General features: G+C 58.5%; 16 protein-coding genes and 4 pseudogenes. 10 read left to right on the forward strand and 10 right to left on the reverse strand.

Annotation, left to right across the window (positions count from 1 at the left end):
• Positions 1-7 precede the first annotated feature (7 nt).
• A protein-coding gene (locus tag DKB71_RS17760) for an IS3 family transposase (protein ID WP_408601123.1) occupies positions 8-1,518 on the reverse strand; the annotation gives its coding sequence in 2 pieces (ribosomal slippage) (positions 8-1,098 and positions 1,098-1,518; 1,512 coding nt in all).
• A 115-nt stretch (positions 1,519-1,633) separates the two neighbouring features.
• Positions 1,634-1,990: pseudogene (locus DKB71_RS17765) on the reverse strand (hypothetical protein); the annotation flags it as partial.
• Between the two features lie 720 nt (positions 1,991-2,710).
• On the opposite strand from DKB71_RS17765, the gene DKB71_RS17770 reads away from it, so the two are divergent.
• From DKB71_RS17770 to DKB71_RS17795, 6 genes are all read left to right on the forward strand, one after another.
• A complete protein-coding gene (locus tag DKB71_RS17770; RefSeq protein WP_408596260.1) occupies positions 2,711-3,961 on the forward strand; it encodes an SIR2 family protein in 1,251 nt (416 codons plus the stop codon).
• Between the two features lie 283 nt (positions 3,962-4,244).
• The gene (locus DKB71_RS17775; protein ID WP_248800156.1) at positions 4,245-5,051 is read left to right on the forward strand and encodes a restriction endonuclease; all 807 of its coding nucleotides are present in this window, start codon (positions 4,245-4,247) and stop codon (positions 5,049-5,051) included.
• A 14-nt stretch (positions 5,052-5,065) separates the two neighbouring features.
• Positions 5,066-5,842 (forward strand): Hachiman antiphage defense system protein HamA, encoded by a 777-nt coding sequence (locus DKB71_RS17780; RefSeq protein WP_248800155.1) that lies wholly within the window; start codon positions 5,066-5,068, stop codon positions 5,840-5,842.
• Between the two features lie 145 nt (positions 5,843-5,987).
• Positions 5,988-9,338 (forward strand): DEAD/DEAH box helicase, encoded by a 3,351-nt coding sequence (locus tag DKB71_RS17785; RefSeq protein ID WP_248800154.1) that lies wholly within the window; start codon positions 5,988-5,990, stop codon positions 9,336-9,338.
• A gap of 214 nt (positions 9,339-9,552) precedes the next feature.
• On the forward strand, positions 9,553-9,792 hold the full coding sequence (locus tag DKB71_RS17790; protein WP_408596263.1) for a hypothetical protein: 240 nt from the start codon (positions 9,553-9,555) through the stop codon (positions 9,790-9,792).
• Positions 9,789-12,107, forward strand: coding sequence for a CHAT domain-containing protein (locus DKB71_RS17795; RefSeq protein WP_408596265.1), 2,319 nt, complete (start codon positions 9,789-9,791; stop codon positions 12,105-12,107). The genes DKB71_RS17790 and DKB71_RS17795 overlap by 4 nt, the downstream gene beginning before the upstream one ends.
• Positions 12,108-12,138: 31 nt before the next feature.
• Here the strand turns inward: DKB71_RS17795 and DKB71_RS17800 are convergent.
• The 5 genes and pseudogenes from DKB71_RS17800 to DKB71_RS17820 form a co-directional block, all read right to left on the reverse strand.
• Positions 12,139-12,342: pseudogene (locus tag DKB71_RS17800) on the reverse strand (IS630 family transposase); the annotation flags it as partial.
• A 400-nt stretch (positions 12,343-12,742) separates the two neighbouring features.
• Positions 12,743-14,002, reverse strand: a complete 1,260-nt coding sequence (locus DKB71_RS17805; protein ID WP_408596267.1) for a type II toxin-antitoxin system HipA family toxin — start codon at positions 14,000-14,002, stop codon at positions 12,743-12,745.
• The gene (locus DKB71_RS17810; protein WP_274075802.1) at positions 13,995-14,312 is read right to left on the reverse strand and encodes a helix-turn-helix domain-containing protein; all 318 of its coding nucleotides are present in this window, start codon (positions 14,310-14,312) and stop codon (positions 13,995-13,997) included. The genes DKB71_RS17805 and DKB71_RS17810 overlap by 8 nt, the downstream gene beginning before the upstream one ends.
• Positions 14,313-14,480: 168 nt before the next feature.
• Positions 14,481-16,382, reverse strand: coding sequence for an acyl-CoA synthetase (locus DKB71_RS17815; RefSeq protein WP_408596269.1), 1,902 nt, complete (start codon positions 16,380-16,382; stop codon positions 14,481-14,483).
• 49 nt (positions 16,383-16,431) lie between these two features.
• Positions 16,432-16,587: pseudogene (locus tag DKB71_RS17820) on the reverse strand (amidase); the annotation flags it as partial.
• 6 nt (positions 16,588-16,593) lie between these two features.
• Between DKB71_RS17820 and DKB71_RS17825 the strand changes: the two are divergent.
• The 4 genes and pseudogenes from DKB71_RS17825 to DKB71_RS17840 all read left to right on the forward strand — a co-directional run.
• A pseudogene (locus DKB71_RS17825) lies at positions 16,594-16,710 on the forward strand (outer membrane lipoprotein carrier protein LolA); the annotation flags it as partial.
• Between the two features lie 260 nt (positions 16,711-16,970).
• Positions 16,971-18,224, forward strand: a complete 1,254-nt coding sequence (gene mexE, locus DKB71_RS17830) for a multidrug efflux RND transporter periplasmic adaptor subunit MexE (RefSeq protein ID WP_274075804.1) — start codon at positions 16,971-16,973, stop codon at positions 18,222-18,224.
• 15 nt (positions 18,225-18,239) lie between these two features.
• Positions 18,240-21,419, forward strand: a complete 3,180-nt coding sequence (locus DKB71_RS17835; protein ID WP_323607903.1) for an efflux RND transporter permease subunit — start codon at positions 18,240-18,242, stop codon at positions 21,417-21,419.
• On the forward strand, positions 21,419-22,840 hold the full coding sequence (locus DKB71_RS17840; protein ID WP_323607902.1) for a TolC family protein: 1,422 nt from the start codon (positions 21,419-21,421) through the stop codon (positions 22,838-22,840). The genes DKB71_RS17835 and DKB71_RS17840 overlap by 1 nt, the downstream gene beginning before the upstream one ends.
• A gap of 241 nt (positions 22,841-23,081) precedes the next feature.
• Here DKB71_RS17840 and DKB71_RS17845 read toward each other — a convergent pair whose 3' ends face one another.
• The 3 genes from DKB71_RS17845 to DKB71_RS17855 are packed head-to-tail and all read right to left on the reverse strand — an operon-like array spanning position 23,082 to position 26,359.
• Entirely contained in the window at positions 23,082-24,029 is a 948-nt protein-coding gene (locus DKB71_RS17845) for an efflux RND transporter periplasmic adaptor subunit (protein ID WP_408596272.1), read from the reverse strand.
• Positions 24,030-24,033: 4 nt separating this feature from the next.
• A complete protein-coding gene (locus tag DKB71_RS17850; protein ID WP_274075808.1) occupies positions 24,034-24,234 on the reverse strand; it encodes a DUF1656 domain-containing protein in 201 nt (66 codons plus the stop codon).
• Positions 24,224-26,359 (reverse strand): FUSC family protein, encoded by a 2,136-nt coding sequence (locus DKB71_RS17855; RefSeq protein ID WP_408596274.1) that lies wholly within the window; start codon positions 26,357-26,359, stop codon positions 24,224-24,226. Before DKB71_RS17855 ends, DKB71_RS17850 begins: the two co-directional genes overlap by 11 nt.
• Positions 26,360-26,475: the final 116 nt, after the last annotated feature.

The following is a 26,475-nucleotide window of genomic DNA, read 5'->3' on the forward strand; positions in this document are numbered from 1 at the left end:
CGTCTAACTATGCCGCTTTTTTCTCGAGTTGCTGCTCTCGATCCGGGTTCAACAGCACGGTGCCGATCGGCTCCCAGTTTCGTGTTCGACCCGACCACCGTTCCGGCTTTTGCTCCTTGGCTTGTTCGTACAGCTCATGTCGCCGAGCCAGGACCTGATGGTCAAGTCCTCGATGCCGCTCAGCCGGTGTGACGAAGCGGATACGGCTATGCCGGTGTTCATTGTTGTACCAACGCATGAAATCCCTCACCCACGCTCGTGCGGCGTCCAGACTGCCAAAACCATCCTGCGGCCATTGCGGGCAGTATTTTAGCGTTCTAAACAACGACTCCGAGTAGGGATTATCGTTGCTCACCCGCGGTCGTCCCCGTGAGGGCGTGATGCCCAGTTCGTACATCTTGCTCAACAGCGTCACCGATTTCATCGGCGCGCCGTTGTCCGAGTGCAGCACCAGCGGTTCGTGTAAACACTGTTCGCCGATCACGCTGCGTTGCAGCAGCGCGGCAGCTTTCTCGCCGCTTTCCGCGTCATAGACCTCCCAGCCCACAGCCTTGCGGCTGTAAATATCCTCGATCAAATAGAGGTAGTAATACTTGCCACGTACCGGCGACGGCAGGTACGTGATGTCCCATGACCACACCTGATTGGGCCCTATGGCCGCATGCGTCGTTGGTGCGGCGTGCCGCCTGGGGCGTTGGCTACGGCCTCGGTGTTGCTGTTGACCCGCCGCTCGCAAGACGCGATAAAACGTCGCCTCCGATGCCAGATAGCGGCCTTGGTCAGCCAGGCGCGGCACGATCTGGCTCGGCGGCAGATGAGCGTAATCAGAGCTGTTGCACAGCGTCACAATCGTCTGTCGCTCGAGCTCGCTTAGTGCATTTCGCGGCGTTGGCCGTGTGACAGTCGTTCGGGCATCGGCCTGGATAACGTCTGTTTCATTCCACCGCTGCAAGGTCCGCAGCGATAGACCGACCTCCCGGCAGGCCCTGATTTTTCTGGCTCCCGCCGCGACCGCTTGGCTCAGCCAGTCAACCAGTAACTGCCGTTCTGGCAAAGGCGTCAGTTGTCCTCGTTGTCGGTCCCCCAGTAGTCGTTGAGCTTTTTTCGCAGCACCAACAACGCCGCTGTTTCAGCGAGCGCCTTGTCTTTGCGGCGCAGTTCGCGCTCAAGTTGCTGGATGCGTTTCTTGTCTTTGCGCGACTGCTCCCGGTCTTCTTTTAGCTGGGCCTTTTCCGACTTCTGGCCGGCGATGAAAGCTTGTCGCCAGGCCGTGATTTGCTCGGGGTAAAGGCCTTTGCGGCGACAGTACTCACCCAGGTCGATCTCGGACAAACTGGCGGCTTCAAGCACGACAGCAAACTTGGTTTCGGCTGACCAGTTCTCGGTCAATGGCTTGTTTTCGGACACTGCACTTCCTTCAGAACTGAGCTGCTTGCGCCAGTTGGACAAAGACATTTCGCTGACCCCTTCGCGCCGGGATACCTCGGCCATCGACAGGTTCAGTGGGGGAAGCAGCATCTTGAGTAATGCGGCTCTGCGTTCAGGTGAATAATACGGCACGACCAGTCTCTTTCCGCCCCTGATATGCTTTTTTAGGAAAAACCGGAGAGGCGACAACTAACCTGACACCGGGGGAATCCATGAGCAGCCAGCCCTCAGAGCCTGAATCGATCCAGGCCTCGAACTCTTCATGCGTGCCCACCTCAAAGGCGTCTTCAACGTCCGCGGTTACGTTCTCGATGCGAAGAAAGAATGCGGATTTGCCCTGGCTGCGAAGCTCTAAAGCGACATTACGGATTTCAGCAGTTTTTCCTGAACCCGCCTCGGACAACAGAACCACTCGATTGTGACCCAGGAGGTCAAGCCAGGAGAGTTCCCCTTGCCCACCATGGAGGCCGCCTAGGTCGGTGTCATCGGTAGCATCAGAAGCGAGCAGGATTTTGGAGAATGTACGATCGAGCTGAATGAAGGCGTCCGAATGCCTACTCATATGTAAGTCCTAAACAGTTCATGGGCAGGCCCGGCCGGGCCCGCAGAGGCTTCCACCATGCTACCTGAAATAGCGAGCCCTTCTAAGATGTCGCCCAGGTTGCGGATCATGGCGGGACGTGAATTGTTCGGATATTTGATCACTATCCTCCCAATAAACGCGTAAATCGACTCTGCAATCCTGGTGGTCTGGTCACACGAACCGATGATCCAGTGAGCTAAAAGTCCCTGCTTCAGGAATGCATCATGAACCGCAGAACCGCACCCTAGCTACCGATCTGGGCATCAACAAGAGCTACCTACAAGAGACATCTACACCAGGAACCTACCGGCGGCGATTGGGGGCAACACTGGGGGCAAGACCAAATATTTTTAGCCTGAAACCATCATGCTAGAGCCAAGTCAAAATGTTTTTTGGCTTGCCTGAGAGTCTTTAGGCATAGTTTGGCAGGCTGTTGATCTGGTCATTTTTGCCTTTATGAGCGAGCAAGCGGAGCTCCGTACCGAGCGCCGCATCGAACCGCCCCCCCCACCAAACATTCCTTTCACGCCAAGCACGCGGTATCTCTTGGCAGCAGCACTGGTCTTCATCTTTTTTGGTATGCCGCTGCTCTGTGGGATAGAGTTGCAGACTCTTGCCCGAGGAGTGCCTTAGCATGCAGGGCGGCTCGCGGCGACCGAGGACAATGTCGCCCCCCCTATGTAGTAGGAAGAATTGGGAATGTCAGGGAAAGCGAAGAAGCGCGCCGTGGTCATCATGGGAGCAGGAGCATCCGTTGAGCTTGGCATTCCGACTACAGTGGGGTTTGGAAAAGTCATCGACGCGGATGTTGCCGGCGACGAGTGGTGCCAGCGTACCGGCGGCTCTCAAGCCTATGAGGACGTTAAGAAGGCGCTGATTGAGTACTATCACGGTGATGCCGCTGAGGCCCACTTCGAGCGGGTCTACCATGTCCTGCACGAGCTCGATGCCTTCCACCGTACGCCTGGAGCTGTACCCAAATTCAGCCCTGTCATGTTGCCGTTCCTGACACCTGTCATGAAACAATCTCAGAATGCGCTTCGTGCCGCCAGCCGATGCATGCTCGAGTCCATCTACCGGGAAACTTCGAAGTTCTGCGACGCACCGAAGAAGCCACTGGACTCTATGAAGAACTTCTTCCATCAATTAGAAGATCGTTTCGTTCCTCGGATCTACACGACCAACTACGACGACTTCGTGCAGCAGGCAACCGGCGATAGCTACTTCAACGGTTTTACTGACGACCGTGGCAGCTTCCTGCGCTTCAGTGCGCCTGACTACTGGGCCAACTGGGATGTTCCAGGCATTTTTCACCTGCATGGATCGATCCATATGGCCGAATGCTTGGACTTCCCATCTGGCCCAATTGGGGACATCGTCTGGTATCCCGAGCGGAGTGAAGCCATGAAGTGCATTAGTGCTTCAAACTCCGGCGTCAGCCGAATGGATGGCACAACATTCCAACGCGGAGCAATTCTGACCGGCCTGGATAAACTTAGCCGTCTGCAACAGTTGCCATTTGCCTTCTACTACGCGGGCCTGAGCCGCGAGGTTGTGGAGGCGGACTTGATCATAGTGATCGGCAGTGGATTGGCGGACGGCCACCTGAACACCTGGATCAACGCCGCACGCTCACAGCGCCCGGAGCTGCCATTGCTCTACATCGGATATTGGCATCGCCAAATGGCTACCCCAGGCGAAAATGCAGACGAAATGCCTGACGACTTCGTTGGCGCGATCAAGGGCTTTGATCTCGAGGATCGCGACATTGAACTTTTCCATCAACTTCATGTGGACCTGACTCAGGTTCGAGAGCAAGACGTCAGAGCGAAGGACGGTTGGACGATGGATCCACGCGGGAAGAGTGCCGTATGGTCCGACGGCCTCCAGTCATGCCTGGCCAAGTCTGACGCGCTTTGGTCCATCGTCGAAGCAACCGGAGCAACTTAACGAGAGGCCCCCTATGACGCGAGTTCGCGCCTCTAGAAAGCCAGTGAATTCCTTTGAGGATGGGAAGATCAACATCATTTACGGATTGAGCGGCACCGGCAAATCGTCAACATAGCTGAGCAAGAGCTTAGGCGCCCCCAGTTGCATTGTTCTGGAATGTTAGGAGAAGATCAGTTGACAGCTGAATGCGATCCATCGGAAGGAACCTATCATTAGCTCAATACGCCCCATCGACTTACGCCTTATAGATGACCTCGTCGACTTCGTCCGCGGTCCAGGCTACGTGCTGGATTTCTCCGATTCCAGCTTCTCGAGCTTTTTCGCCGTTGAATTGGAGATCGACATCGACGATCCCAAATTCACGGTGAATGGCAGATCGAAGGGAAAGCGCCTGCGTTACTTCTTGCAAATGTGCAATGACGTCACCGCGGTTCGCGCCCTTACAGCACTTTGGGAATACCGTGCTGAGTACCTAGCTCGTACTGGCGATCAAGACCCTGTCATCAATTCAGAGTCCCGCTATCAAGCGCTCATCCTTCGGCTTTCGAGCTTTTCCCCTCCACCGCCGACAGCGGAAAACTCAAATGCCAGCGTGGTTAATAGGCTAACGTTCGCAAAGATCAAGGCAGAGCTCCTGCAAGTCACATCGCTCAGTGCACAGGCGCGCGGTTATGCTTTCGAGGCCTTTCTCAAGAAATTATTCGACGCGTTCGGCCTTGCCGCCCACGAACCTTTTCGGCTACGAGGCGAGCAGATCGATGGTAGCTTCCAACTTGAAAGTGACATCTACTTGCTCGAAGCCAAATGGCACGGCCAGCCCATCGGGGTCGCGGAGCTACATACTTTCCATGGCAAGATCGAGCAAAAAGCAGCGTGGACACGTGGTCTTTTCGTCAGCAATAGCGGTTTTACAGAGGACGGTCTTACCGCCTTCGGACGGGGGAAGCGGGTGATCTGCATGGACGGCCTAGATCTTTACGATATGTTGGATCGTGAGATCTCACTTACTCAGATCCTCGCGCGCAAGGTTCGCCGTGCTGCGGAGTCCGGCTCACCATTCGTTCGCGTCCGCGATCTATTTCCACGCTAACAGGGAGGAAGAACGTGGCGCAATTCAACGATTGGTGCCAGTCGGTTGATGAGCATGTGGGTGATCACTTCCGTAGTGTATTAACTGCATTTCCGGCCAACCTTCCGGTAGGAATCAATGCGACGACGGCCATCGTGCCCGAGCACTATGCATCAGAAGAACATGTGGCACGTGCACTCGCCCGTCTCGGCAAGCCTGCTGCTGCAGCGTTGATACAAGGAAAGCTCCCAACGACTAAATCGATCCGATCCGGTGACCTAGGCGAGATCTATGCAACAGAGTGGATCGCTGAGTTCAGCGTATATCGCGCTCCCATCAAACGTCTCCGCTGGAAAGACCATCGCAATATGGCAATGCGTGGCGATGACGTTATCGGTATCTTTCTAAACCCCCAAACCCAGCAGTTATGTTTCTTAAAAGTCGAAGCAAAGAGCCGCGCAACTCTCACCGCTAGAACCCTCACAGAAGCCAGAGCCGGGTTAGATAAGGATGGCGGGAAGCCGTCTCCCCATGCGCTGTCCTTTATCTCGGAACGTCTCTTTGAGCTGAACGACTTACCTCTCGCCGACGCAATCGATGAAGCACTGCTCAAGCATGGCATACCGATACAGAACGTCCGGCATCTGCTTTTTACGTTCTCTGGTAATGCGCCAGGCAATATGCTTGTTGCCGCTCTCCACGGGTATCCAGGGCCGATCAATCAGTGGGGGGTTGGGTTGCACGTAGAAGGTCATGCTGCCTTCATCGGTGCGGTTTACGACGGAGTGATCGCTAATGCCAACAACGCCTGAGGCAATTGCAGCCGATATCGCGGAAGCAGCGACCGCCGGCTTCCGGGGACGTCTTATCGCACGAGGCCAAGCGCGCGCAGTCATATGGCGGGATGGCATACTCCCGCCGGACGCTCCGGCCTTCGCATCGCAACTTAGCTATGACTTGAACTCCTACGGTTATACGCTTCTCGGGCTTGGCCTTCGTCTGCGCGAGCTTGGCGGCGAACCTGCCCAGGCGCGTGTTGCCTTTGAGCAGGCTGCCACCGCTCTTGAAGCTGTTATTGCCAAGGGAAGCCAGCAAGAGGTTGACCGCGATTTCCACTTCATCATGGCAGCTGCGAGCTATCATCTGGCGCATCTTTCAGCACGCGCTTATTCACTTCTCGCAATCGTCCAAGCCGACCACAATTTCGCGCCCACAGAACGGATGCTCGCCCTGTTGATGCGGCGAGACCTCGATACCCTTAGCTCTAGCGTGCTCGGTTATCGAGCATCTGGACAAGGCAGTGATGCCAATATCACTGCTCAGATTCAGGCTGACTTGAATCAAGCAGAGGTTGCAGAAGCCTTTGTAGAGGATGGTCACGACTTCCTGCTCGACGGGCTCGACACAGCGCTGACCGATTCATTCATGGCAGCCATGTCCTTATTTCTCCTCGCCTCAGAGCGCGGCGAGCGAGCGTTGCTCGACCAAGCACTAGAACGACTTCGTATTAACCTAGGCATTTGTAGCGAATTCAACCTACTGCCTCAGTGGTGGGTCCACCGTGTAACAATCCACCTCTTGAACGACCTCTGGTCGAGTACCTTCCACGAGAGGGTACCCCTTCTTTCCGCTGGTGGTGAAGCGGCAGAATGGCCACGGCTTCGAGAGTTGTTTATCGCGCTCTTACATCAGCGTCCGAAGGCAGAAATCGATTTGTGGCCATCTCAAATCGAGGCCGCTGCTCGTGCGGCAGACCAAACTGATGACCTTGTCGTATCACTTCCCACCAGCGCCGGTAAGACTCGTATCGCCGAACTGTGCATTTTGCGCTGCCTGGCCAGCGGCAAGCGCGTGGCTTTCATTACGCCACTGCGCGCGCTATCAGCCCAGACAGAAGCGACTCTGCAGAAGACGTTTGTTCCGCTCGGTATGACAATTTCTGCGCTATACGGCAGCATCGGGGTCAGTGGGTTTGATGAGGATGCGATTCGAGAGCGTGACATTGTCGTTGCGACCCCCGAGAAACTCGATTTCGCACTTCGCAACGATCCGTCACTTCTCGATAATGTAGGCCTGATCGTTTTTGATGAAGGCCATATGATTGGCCTCAACGAGCGTGAAGTCCGTTATGAGGTACAGATCCAGCGGTTGCTTCGTCGCCCGGATGCGCACCAGCGGCGAATTGTTTGCTTATCTGCAATTCTGCCAGATGGCGAGCAATTAGATGATTTCGCCGGATGGCTACGACGAGACCAGCCGGGCGGCCTCGTTAGGCACGACTGGCGCCCGACAAGACTGCGGTTCGGCGAGGTAGTATGGTCATCACCTACCGCGCGCCTAAATTTACGAGTCGGCGATGAACGCCCCTGGATACAGAGGTTCCTGACGGGAGCAGCACCACCAAATTGGGCGCCACCCAAGCGTAGACGTACCAAGTTGTTTCCTTGCGATCAGCGAGAGCTTTGTATCGCCACAGCTTGGCGGTTGGTCGACGATGGACAGACTGTTCTTATCTTTTGCCCTGAGCGTCGCAGCGTTGAGCCTTACGCAGATGCCATCGTCGATCTCCATGAACGTGGGGCGATCCGAACATTGCTTGAGGCTGACCCCTTAGTCCTCAGCACCGCTATCGCACTAGGGGAGGAATGGCTTGGACCGAACAGTCCTATCCTCGCATGCCTTCGTCTCGGCGTTGCTTTGCACCATGGCGCCTTGCCGACCCCTTATCGCAAAGAGGTAGAACGGCTACTACGCGACAACGTAGTGAAAGTAACGATTTCGTCGCCAACATTAGCCCAAGGACTCAACCTGTCAGCTACAGCCGTCATCATGAATTCTCTCCATCGCGCCGGTGAAAGGATCGAGATTTCAGAGTTCAAGAATGTAATTGGACGAGCGGGTCGAGCGTATGTCGACATCGAAGGCATAGTGCTCTTCCCTATGTTCGAAGACGTCATGAAAAAGCGGCGTAATTGGGAGGCTCTAATCAACGATCTTGGAGCGCGTAATATGGAGAGCGGCCTAGTGCGGCTCGTCGTCACGCTGCTTAGCCGTATGCATGCCCGCATCGGAGGGGACCTTAATCAACTTACCGAATATGTCGTTAACAACGCTGCAGCTTGGTCCTTCCCCGAAGTCGCGAATGAGAAGCTGGAGGATCGCGAGCGTGCCATAGCCGACTGGGAACGTCACGTCGCAACACTCGACACTGCTATCCTCAGTTTGATTGGCGAGAATGACATCCCAGACGCAAATATTGAAACTGCACTGGATTCCATTCTTCAGTCCTCTCTCTGGCAACGTCGCCTGCTGCGGCAACACGAAAATGCACAGCAGGCACTCAAGGCCGGCCTCGTTTCACGTACCCGGCTCATTTGGAACCAGTCGACGGCGGAGCAACGTCGAGGCTATTTCCTGGCGGGAGTGGGATTGCAAACCGGACATTCACTTGATGCCATCGCCATGGACGTCAACCCGCTTCTTATACAAGCGAACGGAGGCATCCTTACAACTAACGCAGAAGTTGCGATTGCAGCAATAACCGGCATTGCCGAGCGCGCTTTCACGTTCTACCCATTTACACCCGACCCCATACCACTCAATTGGCGAGATATTTTACGCGCATGGCTGTTGGGACAGCCTATTGCCCCAATTGCCGTAGGGCAGGAATCGGAGACACTGCAGTTCCTTGAGAGCGGGCTCGTCTTTCGCCTTCCTTGGGCAATGGAGGCCATTCGTGTCCGTGCGGCGGCGAATGGCGACACCGTCGACGGGTTATTACTCGATGAGTATGAGCTCGGATTGGCCGCAGCCGCGGTTGAAACCGGGACGCTGAACCGTTCGGTTTCAATTCTCATCCAGGCGGGCTTCAATTCGCGACTAGCAGCTATCAAAGTAGTCAACGATACGGGCGCAACGTTCCAGACTGGCCTGGCACTTCGGCAATGGCTCAACTCAGAAGCTATCGCCATCTGGAGCGCCTCACCCGATTGGCCCACTGCAGAGACAAAATCAATGTGGGCAGAGTTTTTGAAATGCTTCTCTCCCCGAGATCAACAAACTTGGGCTAACCGACAATATCAGGCACCTGTTGAATGGCTCGGCGCGCCCCCGCCTCCAGAAACTCCTGTTCAGATTTACGAGTGGGCCGGCCAACCACGCGTTCTTGCAGCAGATGGCGCACCGCTTGGTACGGTTCAGGCTGCGTTAAATCCCGCACGAGCCGGACTGGTGCGTGCGAAGATGGCACGAAACGGCAACATGGTCGACATAGTCTATTTGGGGCCAGATGACATACAAAATATGTGATTCAGACCACTGCATAACTCAAAAAGGTTGGGGTGAACGGTGGGGCGGCGATCGTAAAAATTTTATGTCCTGCCGAGCGTTGGAAAAATGTGGACTGCGTAGACTAGCGCTGCCCTATGTGGAATATGCGTGCTCTAACCCCTCGTAATATTGCCCTGCAAGCCGGAGTAACCTCCACGCCCGCTCAGCTTCAGCTCCTGGAGAGACTAGCGACATGGACCTGAGTCAACTCTTCTCACTACCACCAACGGAGTTCGCGAGGCTTGTAGATGAGGATTACTTCGATTGCAATGGCATCTACATCATCGAGGTTTACAACGCCCTCATGCGCAGCTGCGTTGACTATCCGTCAGAGGTAGTGTCCCTAGCGAAGGCTGCTATAGATGTCTACCTCGCACAGGAGAGGCCGATGAAGCCATCCTTTATATGGAGCTTTACGCTCGAACAGAGTTGATTCGTAAAGATGTTGGTACGGCCCTTACTGTCCTTGAGTCGATCGCGCAAATGGATCATGAGCGTAGCGAAGACACCATCCTAGAACTGGCAGACGATATCTTGGGGGACATTGATACCTTCGGCGTCAGCATCGACCAGCGTCCCCGGATAATGAGCTCTGTAGCGGCGTTTTTCAGCCGGTACGAGCAATCAGAGCGTATTGTCGATCTGTATCTCCAAGCGGCTAATCTGTATTCCAGGCACGGAGCTCCGCAGGCAGCTACTAGGTGTGTAACCAGTGCAAAATCCATTTCAGAGCAGATGCAATGCAGTAGTTTGGTTGCCAAATGTCATCTCACCATGCTGGCTGTTCACTGCGAGGCCGAGGAATATCAGCAAGGGGTCGATGCTGCCAACCTAGCTATCGACATCCTGACCCAATCCAGGGAGCCAGTTCCAGCCGTGGTCATGGCGAACCTTGGAGTGGCTTACATGAACTTGAATGATCCCGAAAACGCCATCAGATGTTACGAGCTAGCGTTGGGCGATTCGAGCTTGCCGACAGATGTTCTTCCCCAGGTACGCACCAATTACGCAATTTGTCTACGTCGCTGCGGCCTCATTGCTCAAGCAGCGTCAATGATGGAGATTGCTATCGAGCATGCAAACCAGGATTTTAAGGATCCTGAAGGCCTGCTTGAAATGGCGCTGAGCGATGCAAAGATTGTCCAACTCCTCGGTGATACACCTCTGTTAATTAGCCGACTCAAAGAAGTTGTGACGTGCCTCGACAGTGTCCTCAAGGATGTTCTCCGCCTTCACCACCGCCGGGGCCTGAGAGCCCGATATTTCTGGCGAATTGAAGAGTTGCTCGCCTCCCTGCCCGCGTCAGGCTTTACCCATGACGTTTTAGCCCCGTTGATTTCGCTCAAAGGAAACGCCATGGGTGATTGGCTTACGATCCTCATGTGGGCTGATCGCACACGTGCCGACGCCTCAGTCGATCCTGCTGTACTCAAAAAGATCGACGACACCCTCATGCGTATCCGGGAAATTGGAGCGCCTCACCTTTTCGGAGGGCATGAGCAGAAAGACGACGCCTGGAATGAGGAGAATGCTGCGCAAGCCTGGGATGAACTATCGAATGTAGCCGCACTTATCTATGCCAAAGGCAAGCGACCGCTCGACCTGGCCACCTCCGAGCACCAGGTTGTTCATTGCCTTCAGCGCCTTCAGGAACACCATTGTGTGATGCTGATGACTTCCTCCAAGGAAGAAGTCCTCCTATGGTACTTCCTTGAGGGGCAATACCGGCGGGTTCAAATTCCTCTGGACGTGGTGACCAATTGGAGCAAGGCGCAAGTGGATCACGCCCAGCAATTCCTTGACCGCGCGGGCTTCCAACGCTCGCTCCTGGAGGCCATCAACTGCTTGGCTCCTTTGCTTGATCCGGTGTTCCAGCAAGTCAGCGCAAGTGGGTGCAAAACAGTGCGATTCCTGGAGGATCGACACTGCGAACTGCCTCTGATGGCGTTAGTGCTACGTAATGCCGAACTAGCGACCAAGATGGAAAAGGGGACGTTTGAATTTCGTATGGTGCCGACACCGGTTCTACAAGGCGCCGGCCCCGTCGAGCCAGTTGTGGCTCCGGTAGCGATCATCGACCCTGAAGGCGACTTGCACCTCGCACCTTATGAAGCAGCTGCCTTCTCCAGGGCCGCGGGCTTGCGATCCCCCGCCACTCTACACACCAACGGAGAAGGGAGTCTGCTGGATGTCTTGCGACCATACGACGCTTTGGTTGTGTCGACCCATGGGCATTCATTGAAATTTTTTCAGGACGCCTACTTCGCGCACCTTGGAAACCCTGGCGAGCCACACCTCATCAAGGTGTCCTCTATGCAGGCAGCTGCACCCGATCTTCGCTTGAAAATCGCGCTCCTCAATACCTGCTACTCAGGCTCGCGATCCACGAAAAATGGAATAGGGGAAATTGTCACAAACGATTCAGTTGCTATCCCAAACCTGTTCCTGCTCAACGGACATGCAGTTGCGCTAGCAGGTTCCTGGAAGGTCTTTGACATCGTAAGCTTCGCCCTCTCGATTTCGGTGGGTGAAGCGCTGCACTCCGGCCTGGCCCCATCATCTGCACTAGCCAGTGCTATCGCACGATTACATCGTATGCGTAAAAGCGACTTGGAATCCTTGCTGGAAAAGCATCTGCCAACCGACATGCTCACAAAAATACTGCAGCCGATGCAAAACCAACCTGATAAAGGCATTTTTGCTCATCCCTACCATACCTCAGGCATGGCGATACACGGGCTCCTCTGAACCGAATATGCCCGTAAATCGCTCTTGAGGTGCATAGCACCAGAACCTTCTCAGGCGGGTTGAGATAGAGCCCGACGATATCCTGAACCTTGTCGACGAATGCTGGATCGGTCGAAAGCTTGAAGGTGTTTTCAAGGTGAGCCTTGAGTTCGAAAGCATGCCATATGCGCATTACATTGACAGGAGAAATACCGGTCGCCTGACTGATGGTGCGAATGCTCCAATGGCTGGTGTCAGTTAACCTCGCTTATGTGGTTATGCGTACGTTAGCCCTACTCTGACTCACCGCGCCGCAGTAAATGAGCTCTATTGAGGGCGCAGGTTTCGTGCTTATCTCCGATTAGGGAAGTCGATTCATATCAGCATCAAACCACTGGTTGGCAGAGACATCATGCCCGCCTCTTAAGCGATATGTTCCGGTTACGCACCCAGAGCCATACTGGATTTCGTCAGGAGTCGCCATTCGTGATCGCTCGTGTACGGCATAGGATTGGGGGCAAAATTGGGGGCATATCAAGATTTTTTCAAACTGAAACTACCGTCCTAGAGCCAAGTCAAAATGTTTTTTGGGGATCCGGATAGCTTGGCGTAGGCGCCTGAGCGTCACCCATGACGCTGGCCGAATTAAAACGGCGTTAGCTCAGCAACTCGACGTTCTCATCGATTCGGCCTTGAATGGTATCAAGGGTGTCCTGGGTAATATCGCGCGGGTACATGTCCTGCGCGATGGCAACGAACTGGCTCGCGACGCGGCAAATGCTGTCAATGATGCCGCCAGCAATCTCCACTGAGACCTCTGCCTCATCTGCTAGCCTGAGCATCGCGCCTCGATCAATCTCCAGGGCCTCGCCCATCACGTCCATCTGGTGATAACCGCCCGGTCCCTCGCAGAACGTCACGTCGTAGGCTGGCGCCAGCTGCCAAGCACCGGACCGCGACATGACATAGGCAAAATTTTTGGGGTGGTCGTCCCGGTTGTTGAACGCGACATTGAAGATGGCACGCTCGAAGGCGATAGCTTTCTCTCGTACGTCGTTGGTGCACATCTGTGTCGCCCGCAAGAAGTTGACATAGTCCAGGGCTCCCGGCGACCTGTAGTCAGCCCCGGTAAAGGCTGCAAGGCTTTGCATGGGCACGCGCTGGCCGTCCAGGCGATCAAAGCGTTTACTCGCGAAGGCTGCCAGCCCATTGGGCAGATTGAAGTGCTGCGTGTCCGGGGTCTGGATGCCGCACCTGCGCAAGCACTCGGCATAGACCATTTCGATAGCACAGACTTCAGGATGCTCTTCCTTTGCCGGGAACTTGATCAGCCAGGCTTCGAGGTCCGGCTTGGCGGCGGTGGTAAACGCTCCCGTTTGAGGATTGCGATAGACCAACGCCTTTGGCCTTGCGCCTTGTGGCGAGCCCCCCACCAGAAGCAATGTCTGCAGGAATTCCCCGCCTTCACCCTTGAGAACTTCCTGAACTTCAGCCGCCAGCAACTCAAGGGGGATATGCGCTTGCGGCTGCTGCCCCTCGGGCGCTACGGGCTCGAACGACATTGCCCCCATGGCGTTGTTGCCAATAAAAGCCAACCGCTCCAGAGGTCCTATGCGTGCCGTATTGAGGCCGCGGCGCCGGATCAACCGGTCCATCAGCAACATGCCCCAGCCGTCAGGCAGTGAGTCATAAACTGGCCCTGGCAGTGCCAGCTGGTGGGACGCAAAGCCTCGACGCAACTGGGGTCCCGCCAATGGAAGCGTGTAGGACGAAAGCTCCAGGCCTCTAGTCTTCGCTTCATTGCTGTACTCAAACACAATCTGCGGGCGACCGGTGATGGCAGTCGTAGACACGAGCGTGCCCCACAACCAACGCTCACCCCAACCATCGTAGTAGACGTCAACCTGCTCAAGCATGGTCGGTCTTCCTTTTGATCCGATGACGATTGACGGTGTTCTCGTAGCGGCGAATGTCTTCAATGCTGTCCAGCTTTGGCAAGAACAGTGCTTCGAGCTCCTTGGTTCGTCCAAGGACCATGGCCACACGGATCACGTTCTCCAACCCGACATTGCGACCGGCTTCGAGGTTCGACACGGTATTGGTGCCGATACCGGCGCGACCGGCCACATCGGCTTGTGTCATCTGCTGAGCCAGCCGCTCCGTGCGCAGGCGCTCGCAGAGCCGCTTGACGATCTCATTCGGCTTACTGAAGCTTAAATCCAACATAACGGGTCTTCCGTCGATTTACGGCACTTAATACCCAAAATTATAGAATTATCCTCCATCGAACTCAAGAAACATAATTCCCTTTAACTGTGGCTTATCTTCTGAAGAACCGGATAAACCACAGAATTCAGGAATTAATATTACTTTGGGTTCACCCTGCCGAATGGCTCACGCCGAATGCAGCACATAGTGCAAGGAGTAGCCTCCAAGCCGTTGCTCCAGCTGTTCGCGCTGCCCAGCATCCAGACCAGCCACTCGAATATCCACCCGCTGCCCATGACGATCGTCACTGAGCACTTCCACCTGGCCATCGGCTGCCACCTGCCAGACCTCCTCCTCGAACACCCGGCGGATCGCATCCAGGCGCAAGGCGGGCTTGAAGGTCTTGCCCACGGCCGTCAACGGGATCCGGTCGATCAGCCAGATATTCTTGGGGAGCGCGGCACGCTCGTGAATGTGTTGTATGGCGTGCTCCATCAACTCGGCTTCGCCCACCTGCTCATCGGCCTTGAGCTGGACGTAGACCACCGGCAGTTCGCCGGCCTTGATGTCAGGCTTGCCCACCGCAGCGGCCAGCGCGACCGAGGGGTGGTGATGCAGGGCTTCCTCGATCACCTGCGGGTCGATGTTGTGGCCGCCGCGGATGATCAAGTCCTTGCTGCGACCGGTCAACCAGATGTAGCCATCGCGGTCGATGCGCCCCAGGTCGCCCGTGTTGAACCAGTCGCCGTCGAGCCACAGACCCTGGTTCATGTCCGCTTGCAGGTAGCCCTTGAATACCGTGGGGCCGCGCAGGCACAAGGTGCCGGCCTCATCCGTCGCGGCGTCACGCAGGTAATGGCCGTCACCATCGAGCACGACGATCTTGACCTGGCAATACGGCAGGCGCAGGCCAATGGAGCCGGGCCGGCGCTCTCCGTCGCTGGGGTTGCACGCTGTGGCGCAGGTGCCTTCGGTCAAGCCGTAGCCTTCGATGATTTTCAGTCCCGTGCGGGATTCGAACTGACGGATCAGTTCCACGGGCATGGGGGCCGCCCCGCACAGGGCAAAGCGCAAGCTCGAGACATCGATGCCGTCGTTGGGGATCTGGGCCAGTGCCGCATAGATGGTAGGGACGCCGCTGAAACTGCTGACCCGGTATCGCTCCACCAGCTTCCAGAAATCCTTGATGAGGGTCGGATTGCGATAGCCCTGCGGACCGGCTAGCAAGACTTGGGCGCCATAGGCAAAGACGGCGAGCCCGGAGACCATCACCCCGTTGACATGAAACAACGGCAGCCCGCATAGCAGCACGTCATCGGGCACATAGCGACCGTGCAGGCCAATGATCTCGGCCATCGCCACCTCGTTTGCATGGCTGTGGGGTGCCAGCTTTGGCGTGCCCGTGGTGCCGCCCGTGTGGAAGTAGGAGGCGATGTCGTCCGGGCGGATCACCCGTGCGCTTTCCAGATGGTCATCGGGACAGGCAGCCAGCAGATCGTCGAAGTCCAGCACACCTTCCGGCATGGCCGGGCGCTGGGCCTTCACGGCACTGCGTTGCGGCTCTGGCAGCAGGTTCGCCAGATCGACGGTCACGATAGTCGCCAGCTCTGGCAGGCTCTCGCGCAACGTGGCGACCTTCTGCCACAGGTCAGCACCGGGGAACGGCGCCAGGGTGACCAGCACCGTGGTATTGGAAGCGCGGATCAGTTCGGCGATGTGTTGCGGCTCCAGCAGCGGATTGATGGCATTGACGATCCCGGCCGCTTCGCCACCCCAGATGACAAAGTGGGTGTGTGGCAGGTTGGGTAGCAGGAAGGACACCGCCTTGCCTGGACGCACACCCAGGCGATGCAGGGCATTGGCGGTTTGCGTGACCTTGGCGAACAGCTCGGCGTAACTGATAGTCCAGGGCTGGTCCTCGATACTGCCGGTCGGCAGGAAGCTCAGGGCGGGCAGCTCGGCGTAGCGGCGTGCCGAACGTTGCAACAGTTCATAGGTGCTGGAAGGCAGGTCGCGCTGTGCCAGTGGCTGTTGTTGTTCCAGGGCTTCGATATCAATCAGCCGGGCGAGAGATACAGGTGCAGTCATGGTCTTGTCGTTCCGTCAAAGAAGGTCCGCAGGTGTCAGCCAGCTTAGGTCAGTTCCTGATTATTGGCGCCGGCGGATGCGTGGTTGGAAACGCCTGTTCAAAGGCCCGGCATACCCGCAGCACCTGATCATCGTTAAACCGCGCGCCAACCACCTGTAACCCGATGGGCAAACCTTCGCTGGAAAACCCACAGGGCACTGAAGACTCCCGATGCGTCGGGCCCTTGTAGGAGCAAGCTTGCTCGCGATGGAGGTCAACGATGACGCGGGGATCCTGACACCACGCGGTGCTCTCAGGTTCTTCGCGAGCATGCTCGCTCCTACAGTTACTCGGGTACAGCCGCAGGAGATTGGTCGACCTTGAGGCCGCCATCGCCGGCAAGCCAGCCCACAGGGACCATTGCGAATCCGGAAACACACAATTTCCATCAACCGGGTTGATTGCCTCCTGACGCAAGGTGCAGGCTAGAGAGCTGCCCAGGCCTCTCCTATCATTCCGAATGATAGTTACCTTCGCCCCATTCGATTCGTGCGATACCACCCTGCCGAGCATCATTCGCCAATCTTAATACATTGGCGGATGCATCCATGGAACAGTCATTCAAACATTTGCGCTTGCCGTTGGCCCTGTTGGCCGTCGTGGTGATGAGCGCCTGCGGCAAGGCGCCAGAGACTGCCGCCAGCCTGCCCGCAGCCAAGGTCAGCGTGGCCAAGGTGCTGGAGCAACCGGTCAACGAGTGGGACGAATTCACCGGACGCCTCGAAGCGCCGGAAACCGTCGAGATTCGTCCACGGGTCTCGGGCCAGATCGATGAAGTGGCCTTCACTGAAGGCGCCCTGGTCAAGAAAGGCGACCTGCTGTTCCAGATCGACCCGCGCCCGTTCCAGGCTGAGGTTCGTCGCCTCGAAGCCCTGGTCGCCCAGTCCCGCGCCAACGCCACCCGCAGCGAAAACGAAGCCCAGCGCGGCGAACGCCTGCGCACCAGCAATGCGATCTCCGCCGAATTGGCCGACTCGCGGACCAGCGCTGCCCAGGAAGCCCGCGCCGCCGTTGGTGCCCTGCAAGCACAGCTCGACCTGGCCAAACTGAACCTGAGCTTCACCCGTGTCACCGCGCCCATCAGCGGTCGCGTCAGCCGTGCGGAAATCACCGCCGGCAACCTGGTGACTGCCGATACCACCCCGCTGACCAGTGTGGTCTCCACCGACAAGGTCTACGCCTACTTCGATGCCGACGAGCGTGTGTTCCTCAAGTACACCCAGCTCGCCCGCCAGGGCAAACGCGGCGCCACCACCCCGGTGTACATGGGTCTGTCCAACGAAGACGGCAACCCGCACCAGGGTGTGATGAACTTCGTCGACAACCAGGTCAACCCGAAGACCGGCACCATCCGCGGTCGCGCCGTGTTCGACAACAGCGACGGTAGCTACACCCCTGGCCTTTACGCGCGCCTGAAACTGGTGGGCAGCGGCACCTACAACGCCATGTTGATCAACGATGAGGCGGTGGGTACGGACCTGGGCAAGAAATTCGTGCTGGTGATGGATGCTGACAACAAAACGGCGTATCGCGCCGTGGAGCTGGGTCCGAAAATCGAAGGCCTGCGCATCGTGCGCAACGGCCTGAACAAGGACGACACCATCATCGTCAAGGGTCTGCAGCGGGTACGCCCGGGCTCGCCAGTCACCCCTGAAGTGATCCCGATGGCCACCGAGCAAACCCTCGCGGCCCTGGCCCAACAACGACAAGCGCTGGAAGCCAGCAACCTGCCCCAAGTCGCGCCTGCCAAGGTCGCGCCGGGTACGGTTGTGAAAGTGGCTGCCGCGACTCCACGCGGTTAAGGGATAACGACTCCGATGAATTTTTCCCAATTCTTCATTTCACGGCCGATCTTCGCAGCGGTGCTGTCGCTGCTGATCCTGATCGCCGGTGCGATCTCGCTGTTCCAATTGCCGATCAGCGAATACCCGGAAGTGGTACCGCCGACCGTTGTCGTGCGCGCCAACTTCCCGGGTGCCAACCCGAAAGTCATCGGTGAAACCGTAGCCGCTCCCCTGGAGCAGGCGATCACCGGCGTCGAGAACATGCTGTACATGTCCTCGCAGTCGACCGCCGACGGCAAGATCACCCTGACCATCACCTTCGCGTTGGGCACGGACCTGGACAACGCTCAGGTACAGGTGCAGAACCGCGTGACCCGCACCGAGCCGAAACTTCCCGAGGAAGTGACGCGCATCGGTATCACCGTGGACAAGGCGTCGCCCGACCTGACGATGGTGGTGCACTTGACCTCGCCAGACAAACGCTACGACATGCTGTACCTGTCCAACTATGCGATCCTCAACATCAAGGATGAGTTGGCGCGCCTGGGCGGTGTCGGTGATGTGCAGCTGTTCGGCATGGGCGACTATTCGCTGCGTGTCTGGCTCGATCCGAACAAGACCGCTTCGCGTAACCTGACTGCAACTGATGTTGTAACCGCCATTCGTGAGCAGAACCGTCAAGTGGCTGCGGGTGCACTGGGCGCTCCCCCTGCCCCGAATGCGCAAAGCTTCCAGTTGTCGGTCAACACCCAGGGCCGTCTGGTCAGTGAAGAAGAGTTCGAGAACATCATCATTCGCTCTGGCGAAAACGGTGAAATCACTCGCCTCAAGGACATCGCCCGCGTCGAGCTGGGTTCCAGCCAATACGCCCTGCGTTCCCTGCTGAACAACCAGCCGGCGGTGGCGATCCCGATCTTCCAGCGCCCTGGCTCCAACGCCATCGAGATCTCCAATGAAGTCCGGGCGAAAATGGCCGAACTGAAGAAGGGCTTCCCCGAAGGCATGGACTTCAGCATCGTCTACGACCCGACCATCTTCGTGCGCGGCTCCATCGAGGCGGTGGTTCATACCCTGTTCGAGGCGCTGATCCTGGTGGTCCTGGTAGTGATCCTGTTCCTGCAGACCTGGCGCGCCTCGATCATTCCGTTGGTGGCGGTGCCCGTCTCGCTGATCGGTACCTTTGCCGTGATGCATCTGTTCGGCTTCTCGTTGAACGCCCTGTCGCTGTTCGGCCTGGTACTGGCGATCGGTATCGTGGTGGACGATGCGATCGTGGTGGTGGAGAACGTCGAGCGCAACATCGAACTTGGACTCACGCCGGTGGAAGCCACCAAGCGCGCCATGCGTGAGGTGACCGGCCCGATCATTGCCACGGCGCTGGTGCTCTGTGCGGTATTTGTACCGGCCGCGTTCATCTCCGGCCTCACCGGGCAGTTCTACAAGCAGTTCGCCCTGACCATTGCCATTTCGACGGTGATCTCGGCCTTCAACTCCCTGACCCTGTCACCGGCCCTGGCTGCCGTGTTGCTCAAAGGCCATGACGCACCGAAAGACCGTTTCTCCAAGGTCCTGGACAAGCTGTTTGGCGGCTGGTTGTTCCGTCCGTTCAACCGCTTCTTTGAAAAGGCCAGCCATGGTTATGTCGGCACCGTTGCCCGGGTTATCCGCTCGAGCGGCATCGCCCTGCTGCTGTACGCCGGCCTGATGGTGCTGACCTTCTTCGGTTTCTCCAGCACCCCGACCGGTTTCGTACCCGGCCAGGACAAGCAATACCTGGTGGCCTTCGCGCAACTGCCGGATGCCTCGAGCCTGGACCGCACCGAAGACGTGATCAAGCGCATGTCCGACCTGGCCCTGAAACAGCCAGGCGTGGAAAGCGCAGTGGCCTTCCCTGGCCTGTCGATCAACGGTTTCACCAATAGCCCGAACGCCGGCATCGTGTTCGTGACCTTGAAACCGTTCGATGAGCGTAAAGACCCGAGCATGTCCGCCGGTGCGATTGCCGGTGCCTTGAACGGCCAGTACGCGGACATCCAGGAAGCCTACATGGCGATCTTCCCGCCGCCGCCGGTACAAGGCCTGGGCACCATCGGTGGTTTCCGCCTGCAGATCGAAGACCGGGGCAACCTGGGCTACGAAGAACTGTACAAGGAAACCATGAACATCATCGCCAAGAGCCACAGTGTTCCGGAACTGGCGGGCCTGTTCACCAGCTACACGGTGAACGTGCCGCAGGTCGATGCCGCCATCGACCGGGAAAAAGCCAAGACCCACGGCGTGGCCGTCAGCGACATCTTCGACACCCTGCAGATCTACCTGGGTTCGCTGTATGCCAACGACTTCAACCGCTTCGGCCGCACCTATCAGGTCAACGTCCAGGCTGAGCAGCAGTTCCGTCTCGAGTCCGACCAGATCGGCCAGTTGAAAGTGCGCAACAACAAGGGCGAGATGATCCCGCTGGCGACCTTCATCAAGGTCAGCGACACCTCGGGCCCGGATCGCGTCTCCCATTACAACGGTTTCGTCACCGCGGAAATCAACGGTGCCGCAGCCCCCGGCTACAGCTCCGGCCAGGCGGAAAAAGCCATCGAGAAACTGCTCAAGGAAGAACTGCCTAACGGCATGACCTACGAGTGGACCGACCTGACCTACCAGCAGATCCTGTCCGGCAACACCGCGCTGTTCGTGTTCCCGCTCTGCGTACTGTTGGCGTTCCTGGTGCTCGCGGCGCAGTACGAAAGCTGGAGCCTGCCACTGGCGGTGATCCTGATCGTGCCGATGACCCTGCTGTCGGCCATTACCGGGGTGATTGCTTCGGGCGGCGACAACAACATCTTCACCCAGATCGGCTTGATCGTACTGGTGGGGCTTGCCTGTAAGAACGCGATCCTGATCGTCGAGTTCGCCAAGGACAAACAGCTCGAAGGCATGAACCCGCTGGCCGCGGTCCTGGAAGCCTGCCGCCTGCGTCTGCGGCCGATCCTGATGACCTCGTTCGCCTTCATCATGGGTGTGGTGCCCCTGGTGTTCTCCAGCGGTGCCGGTGCCGAGATGCGTCACGCCATGGGTGTAGCGGTGTTCTCCGGGATGCTCGGGGTGACCTTCTTCGGTCTGTTGCTGACGCCGGTGTTCTACGTACTGATTCGCAACTTTGTCGAACGCGGCCAAGCGCGCAAAGCAGCCAAGGCCAACTTGAAGCTGGAGTCGCACTGATGAGTTTGAAAGCTTTCCTGCCGAGCCTGCTGGCATTGGCGCTGAGCGCCTGTGCCGTGGGCCCGGACTACCAGACCCCAGCCACTGAACCGGCCCACATCACCACGGCCACCGACGGCGCTGCCGGCCAGAAGAACTTCGACCGCTCGCGATTCGAAGGCATCTGGTGGCAGCAGTTCGAAGACCCGACGCTCAACCAGTTGGTGACTGAATCCCTGAAAGGCAACCGCGACTTGCGCGTCGCGTTTGCCCGCTGGAAAGCGGCCCGGGCGATTCGTGATGACGTCAGCAATGACGCCATGCCGACCATCACCAGCCGCGTCAGCAGTGACATTGGCAAAGGGCAGATTCCGGGCGAGACCACCGACCGGGTCAATCAGGAGCGCTACGACCTGGGCCTGGACATGGCCTGGGAGATCGACCTGTTCGGCCGCATCCAGCGCAACCTGGAATCGGCCAACGCCGAGCAACAGGCGTTCGAAGCCGACCTGTACCAACTGCAAGTGACCATGATTGCCGAACTGGTCGACGCCTATGGCCAACTGCGAGGTGCGCAGCTGCGTGAGAAAATCGCCCTGGCCAACCTGCAGAACCAGCAGGAGTCGCGCAAGATCACCATCAGCCTGCGCGATGCCGGCGTCGGCGATCAGCTCGACGTGGAACGCGCCGACGCGCGCCTGGCCTCGGTCGAAGCCAGCGTGCCGCAATTGCAGGCCGAGCAGGTGCGGCAGAAAAACCGCATCGCGACCCTGCTGGGTGAGCGTCCGGACAAGCTCACGGTCGACTTGCGTCCGAAGGACTTGCCGGCCATTGCCAAGGCCCTGCCGATCGGAGATCCGGGCGAGCTGCTGCAACGCCGTCCGGACATTCGCAGTGCCGAACGCCAACTCGCATCGGCCACGGCACGGATCGGTGTGGCCAAGGCGGATCTGTTCCCGCGCGTCAGCCTCAGTGGCTTCCTTGGTTTTACCGCCGGGCGTGGCTCGCAGATCGGTTCCTCGGCGGCCAATGCCTGGGCACTGGGCCCGAGCATCACCTGGGCGGCCTTTGACCTGGGCAGCGTGCGCGCCCGTTTGCGCGGCGCCGATGCCGATGCCGAAGGCGCCCTGGCGACTTACGAGCAGCAAGTGTTGCTGGCCCTGGAAGAATCGGAGAACGCCTTCAGCGATTACGGCAAACGCCAGCAGCGGCTGATTTCGCTGATCCGCCAGAGCGAATCGAGCCGCTCGGCTGCCGACCTCGCCGAGATCCGCTACCGCGAAGGCACCGCCGACTTCCTCGTGCTGCTCGATGCCCAGCGTGAGCGCCTGGCCGCGGAAGACACCCAGGCCCAGGCCGAAGTCGACCTGTACCGCGGCATTGTCGCGATCTACAAGGCCCTTGGCGGTGGCTGGCAGCCGGAGACGGTCGCCAGCAAGTAACACGATTTTCTACAGAGCTCCTTTGGTTGGCCGCAACCAACCAATTTTTTGGCCCCGCGTCTCATTCGGTCGCGGGGCTTTTTTTGCGTGCGCGGTGTTGAATCCACAACACCCCCTGTAGGAGCTGGCTTGCCAGCGAAGACGGAGGCACATTCACCATTGAGGTGACTGAACCACCGCATTCGCTGGCAAGCCAGCTCCTACAGGGTTAGCATTCGCTGGCAAGCCAGCTCCTACAGGGTTAGTGGTGTTCCTGGACGGTGACGGTCGCTGTTGTTCCCGCCCGTAATTTCGCTTTACCGGCATAGTCATCGTCGATCCTGATCCTTACCGGCACCCGTTGCGCCAGCTTGACCCAGGTGTAGCTGGGGTTGATGTTCGCCAGCAAGCGTCCACCCGGCAGGTTTTCCCGGTCGGCGATGGCGAAGGCGATGCTTTGCACGGTGCCACCGAAACGTTCGCCACTCATCAACTCGATGTCGACCCGATCACCCTCCTCGATGCGCGGCAGTTTGGTTTCCTCGAAGTAGCCGCTGACATAAAACGAATCGCTGTCCACCAATGCCACCAAGGGACCGCCTGCGGTGGCGTAGTCGCCCTGGCGGGTCAGCAGGTTGGTGACGTAGCCGCTGATGGGCGATTCGACCCGGGTGCGTTCCAGGTCGTGTTCGGCTTCGGCCAATGCGGCGCTCGCCAGTTGCACATTGGCCTGGGCAAACCCCAGGTTGGCCTGGTTGCGCAGCAGATCAGCCTCGGCCACCGCCACATCGGTACTGGCTTTTTCCCACTCTTCGCCGGAGATCGCCGAACGCTCCTTGAGCGTCCGCCGGCGACGCTCCTCGCTTTGCCGCTGCCTGAGCAACGCCTGGCTGGCGACAATGGTCGCCTGCGACTGCCCCAATGAGGCCTTCGACACTTCCACCGCGCGCTTGCCGTGTTCCACCGCCAGGGCATAACGCGAGGGATCGATTTCCAGCAGCAACTGGCCCTTCTCTACATGCTGGTTATCGTGCACGGCAAGGTTGACGATGCGTCCGGCGACATCGGCGGACAGGGTCACCACATCAGCCCGCACCCGTGCGTCGCGGGTCCAGGGGGCGCGGGTGTAATGCTCCCAGGCAAACCAGCCGAGCACGAAGGCCAGCAGTACCACCGCCAGCGTGGTGAGATGGGCAAGGATCTTCTTCACGGCATCAGGCTCCCATCACCAGGATCAGCGTCGCGCACACGCAGGCGTACAACGCGCCTTCGAACAAGGCTTCATGCCAGACGAACTGCAACACACCGAGGCGCCGCAGCAGCCAGTCCAGCACCAGGAAAATCGGCAGCCCCAGCAATAGCGCCTGGGCGATCGGCGGCAGGTAGACGCCGCCTATTTCCACATCAATGGGCAAGTTCAGGTACTCCTGGCGAGGGTTCGGGCTCAAAGTGAGCACGGTGGCGTTCCAGGAACGACACCACGATCAACAGCGCCACGCGCATGCGAAACACTGACCACAGCTGTTCATGGACACTGCAGTGCAGCGCGTCCAGTTCATCGCCCAGGCCGTGCAGGCTGTCGAGCACGCGATCGACTTCGATGCCGGGCCGCCCGGCGACCAGCCGACCGGTTTCGCGCACGGTGGCGGACAGTCGACCCTGCGTCTCGGGACTCAGCAGCGCGTTGCCCTGCCCCTGCTGCCGAAGCTGGTTCAAGGCGATGCCCAAGGCCATGCAACCGAGACTGACTTCGAACAGGTCCTTTGTTGGCTTGTCCTGGATGGCCGGCAGCAGGCCGAGCATCGCGGTCAGGCGGTCGACGATGCGGCTTTCGAAGGCGAACTGGTTTTTATCGGTGGGCGGGGATTTCAACAACGCGTAGACCTGCTCGCAATTCTCGTGATGCAACCGGCGCAGGCGCAGGACCGGCCGGAACGGAAAGATCAAGGCATACACACTCAATGCCAGCGCGGCGGCGCAGGTGTAGGCACCGGCAAACTCGAACCACTGGATCGCGGTGTTTTGCCCCAGACCGGTGTTTGTCGGGCCCAGCAACAGGAAAGTCGTCAACCCCAGGCCAATTCCCGTGCCCGTGGTCGGCGGGCTGGACAACCCCACCGCGACGGCATAGAGCAACGGCACCAGCAGCAGGGCCAGCAGTTCGAAACTGCTGATCATCGGCACCAGCGCGAACTGCAGCACCGACGACACCACCAGCGCCAGGCCCAGCCCCCGGGCATAGCTCTGCACAGCCAGTAACGGCCGGGGAAACGTCGCCATCAGCGAGCACAGGATCCCCGTCACCACCATCCCGCCCCGCGCCCCGTCCCAACCGGTTTCGATCCAGATCAGGCCGGCGACCATCAGGGCGCACCAGGCGCGGATGGCGTTCATCGTCGCCAGGGTGAAATCCAGGTGCAGCGGATTGGCCTGGCCGCGAAACACGCTGCTGGCCTTGCGTCCGCTCTGGATCACATCGCTCAGTTCCAGAATCGTTTCAAGCTGCTCGAGCATTCGCGCCTGTTCCCAACGCAATGACCAGGACAGTGAGCGCAAGGTCGCCTTCAAAGGCTCGGTCAGTTGCTCGGAGCGGTAGGCCAGTGCATCGAAACGCTGCTGCAACGCTGCAAACTGGCGCCGCTGCTCAGCCGGCAGCGCACGTCCTTGGCGGGCCAGTTCATCGAGGAACACCAGTTCTTCGCCGAGCAAATGCTGTATTTCGCTCGGGATCTCGCCTTCCCAGCGCTCCAGCAGCAACTCGCGCTGGTGGCGCAAGGCGGTGAGTCGGGCGGTCAGCAGCAACAGTTGGTTGCCGAGCAATTGCACCAGGTCGTCGGCGCTGCGCAGTCGCGGCGCGTCGTAATACAGATGCCGGCGTACCCCCTCCAGCGCACTGATCTGCCCCAGCAGCTGCATTTGCCGACGGTGAAAGTCTGCCTCGCTTTCCTCGGTGCGGATGACGGCACTGGCATGGGTTGCCAGCAGCTTGATGACCTGATCGATCCTGTCGAAATACTCCTTGGCCACCGCCTCCGGGCGCGCGGTCAGCAGGCTGACGACGCAGACGCACGCCACCGCCAGCAGCGTCTCGGTCACGCGGGTAACGGCGAGCATGAAGGTGCCATCCTGATCAGGCACCGCCAGCAGCGCCACGACCACCGCCGTGTAGCCGCTCAGGACAAAGGCCTGGGAACTGGTATAGCGCAACAAGGTGCCACCGGCGGTGCACAGCGCCAGCCACAGGGACAAGGTGATGAGGAAAGGCAGCGGCGCCTGGGGGAAGATCGCCATGATCACCACGGCCACCGCCGCCCCCAGGGTGGTGCCGATGACCTGGCCGAAACTGCGCGCCAGCACCATGCCGGCCAAGGGTTGGCTGATGATGACCACGGCCATGATCGACCACTTGGGCTGCTCGAGATCGAATACGAACGCCAGGTACAGGGTCAACAGGCCGGCCGCGATGGTGCGCAGGGCGAACAGCAGCACGCCGCGCCCGGGGTTGAGCATTGCCTTGAAGTATAACAACAGCGCTTGCATGGGCACGCCTGTCCAGTCCAATCCAGCAAGCGTAGTCACTGCGGCGCAGTCTCGACAGGTTTGAGTATCGCAGTCAGGGTTTGACTCCAGGCCGTGCCTGACCGAAGCTGACAGCT

It is taken from the genome of Pseudomonas sp. PLMAX, assembly GCF_046042685.1.
Lineage (GTDB): Bacteria > Pseudomonadota > Gammaproteobacteria > Pseudomonadales > Pseudomonadaceae > Aquipseudomonas > Aquipseudomonas putida_AE.

What these genes read in the sequence shown, in the direction of transcription:
- DKB71_RS17770 (WP_408596260.1), top strand. Translation starts at nt 2,711, where the DNA reads ATGTCAGGGAAAGCGAAGAAGCGCGCCGTGGTCATCATGGGAGCAGGA.
- DKB71_RS17790 (WP_408596263.1), top strand. Translation starts at nt 9,553, where the DNA reads ATGGACCTGAGTCAACTCTTCTCACTACCACCAACGGAGTTCGCGAGG.
- DKB71_RS17805 (WP_408596267.1), bottom strand. Translation starts at nt 14,002, where the DNA reads ATGCTTGAGCAGGTTGACGTCTACTACGATGGTTGGGGTGAGCGTTGG.
- DKB71_RS17810 (WP_274075802.1), bottom strand. Translation starts at nt 14,312, where the DNA reads ATGTTGGATTTAAGCTTCAGTAAGCCGAATGAGATCGTCAAGCGGCTC.
- DKB71_RS17815 (WP_408596269.1), bottom strand. Translation starts at nt 16,382, where the DNA reads ATGACTGCACCTGTATCTCTCGCCCGGCTGATTGATATCGAAGCCCTG.
- mexE (WP_274075804.1), top strand. Translation starts at nt 16,971, where the DNA reads ATGGAACAGTCATTCAAACATTTGCGCTTGCCGTTGGCCCTGTTGGCC.
- DKB71_RS17835 (WP_323607903.1), top strand. Translation starts at nt 18,240, where the DNA reads ATGAATTTTTCCCAATTCTTCATTTCACGGCCGATCTTCGCAGCGGTG.
- DKB71_RS17840 (WP_323607902.1), top strand. Translation starts at nt 21,419, where the DNA reads ATGAGTTTGAAAGCTTTCCTGCCGAGCCTGCTGGCATTGGCGCTGAGC.
- DKB71_RS17855 (WP_408596274.1), bottom strand. Translation starts at nt 26,359, where the DNA reads ATGCAAGCGCTGTTGTTATACTTCAAGGCAATGCTCAACCCCGGGCGC.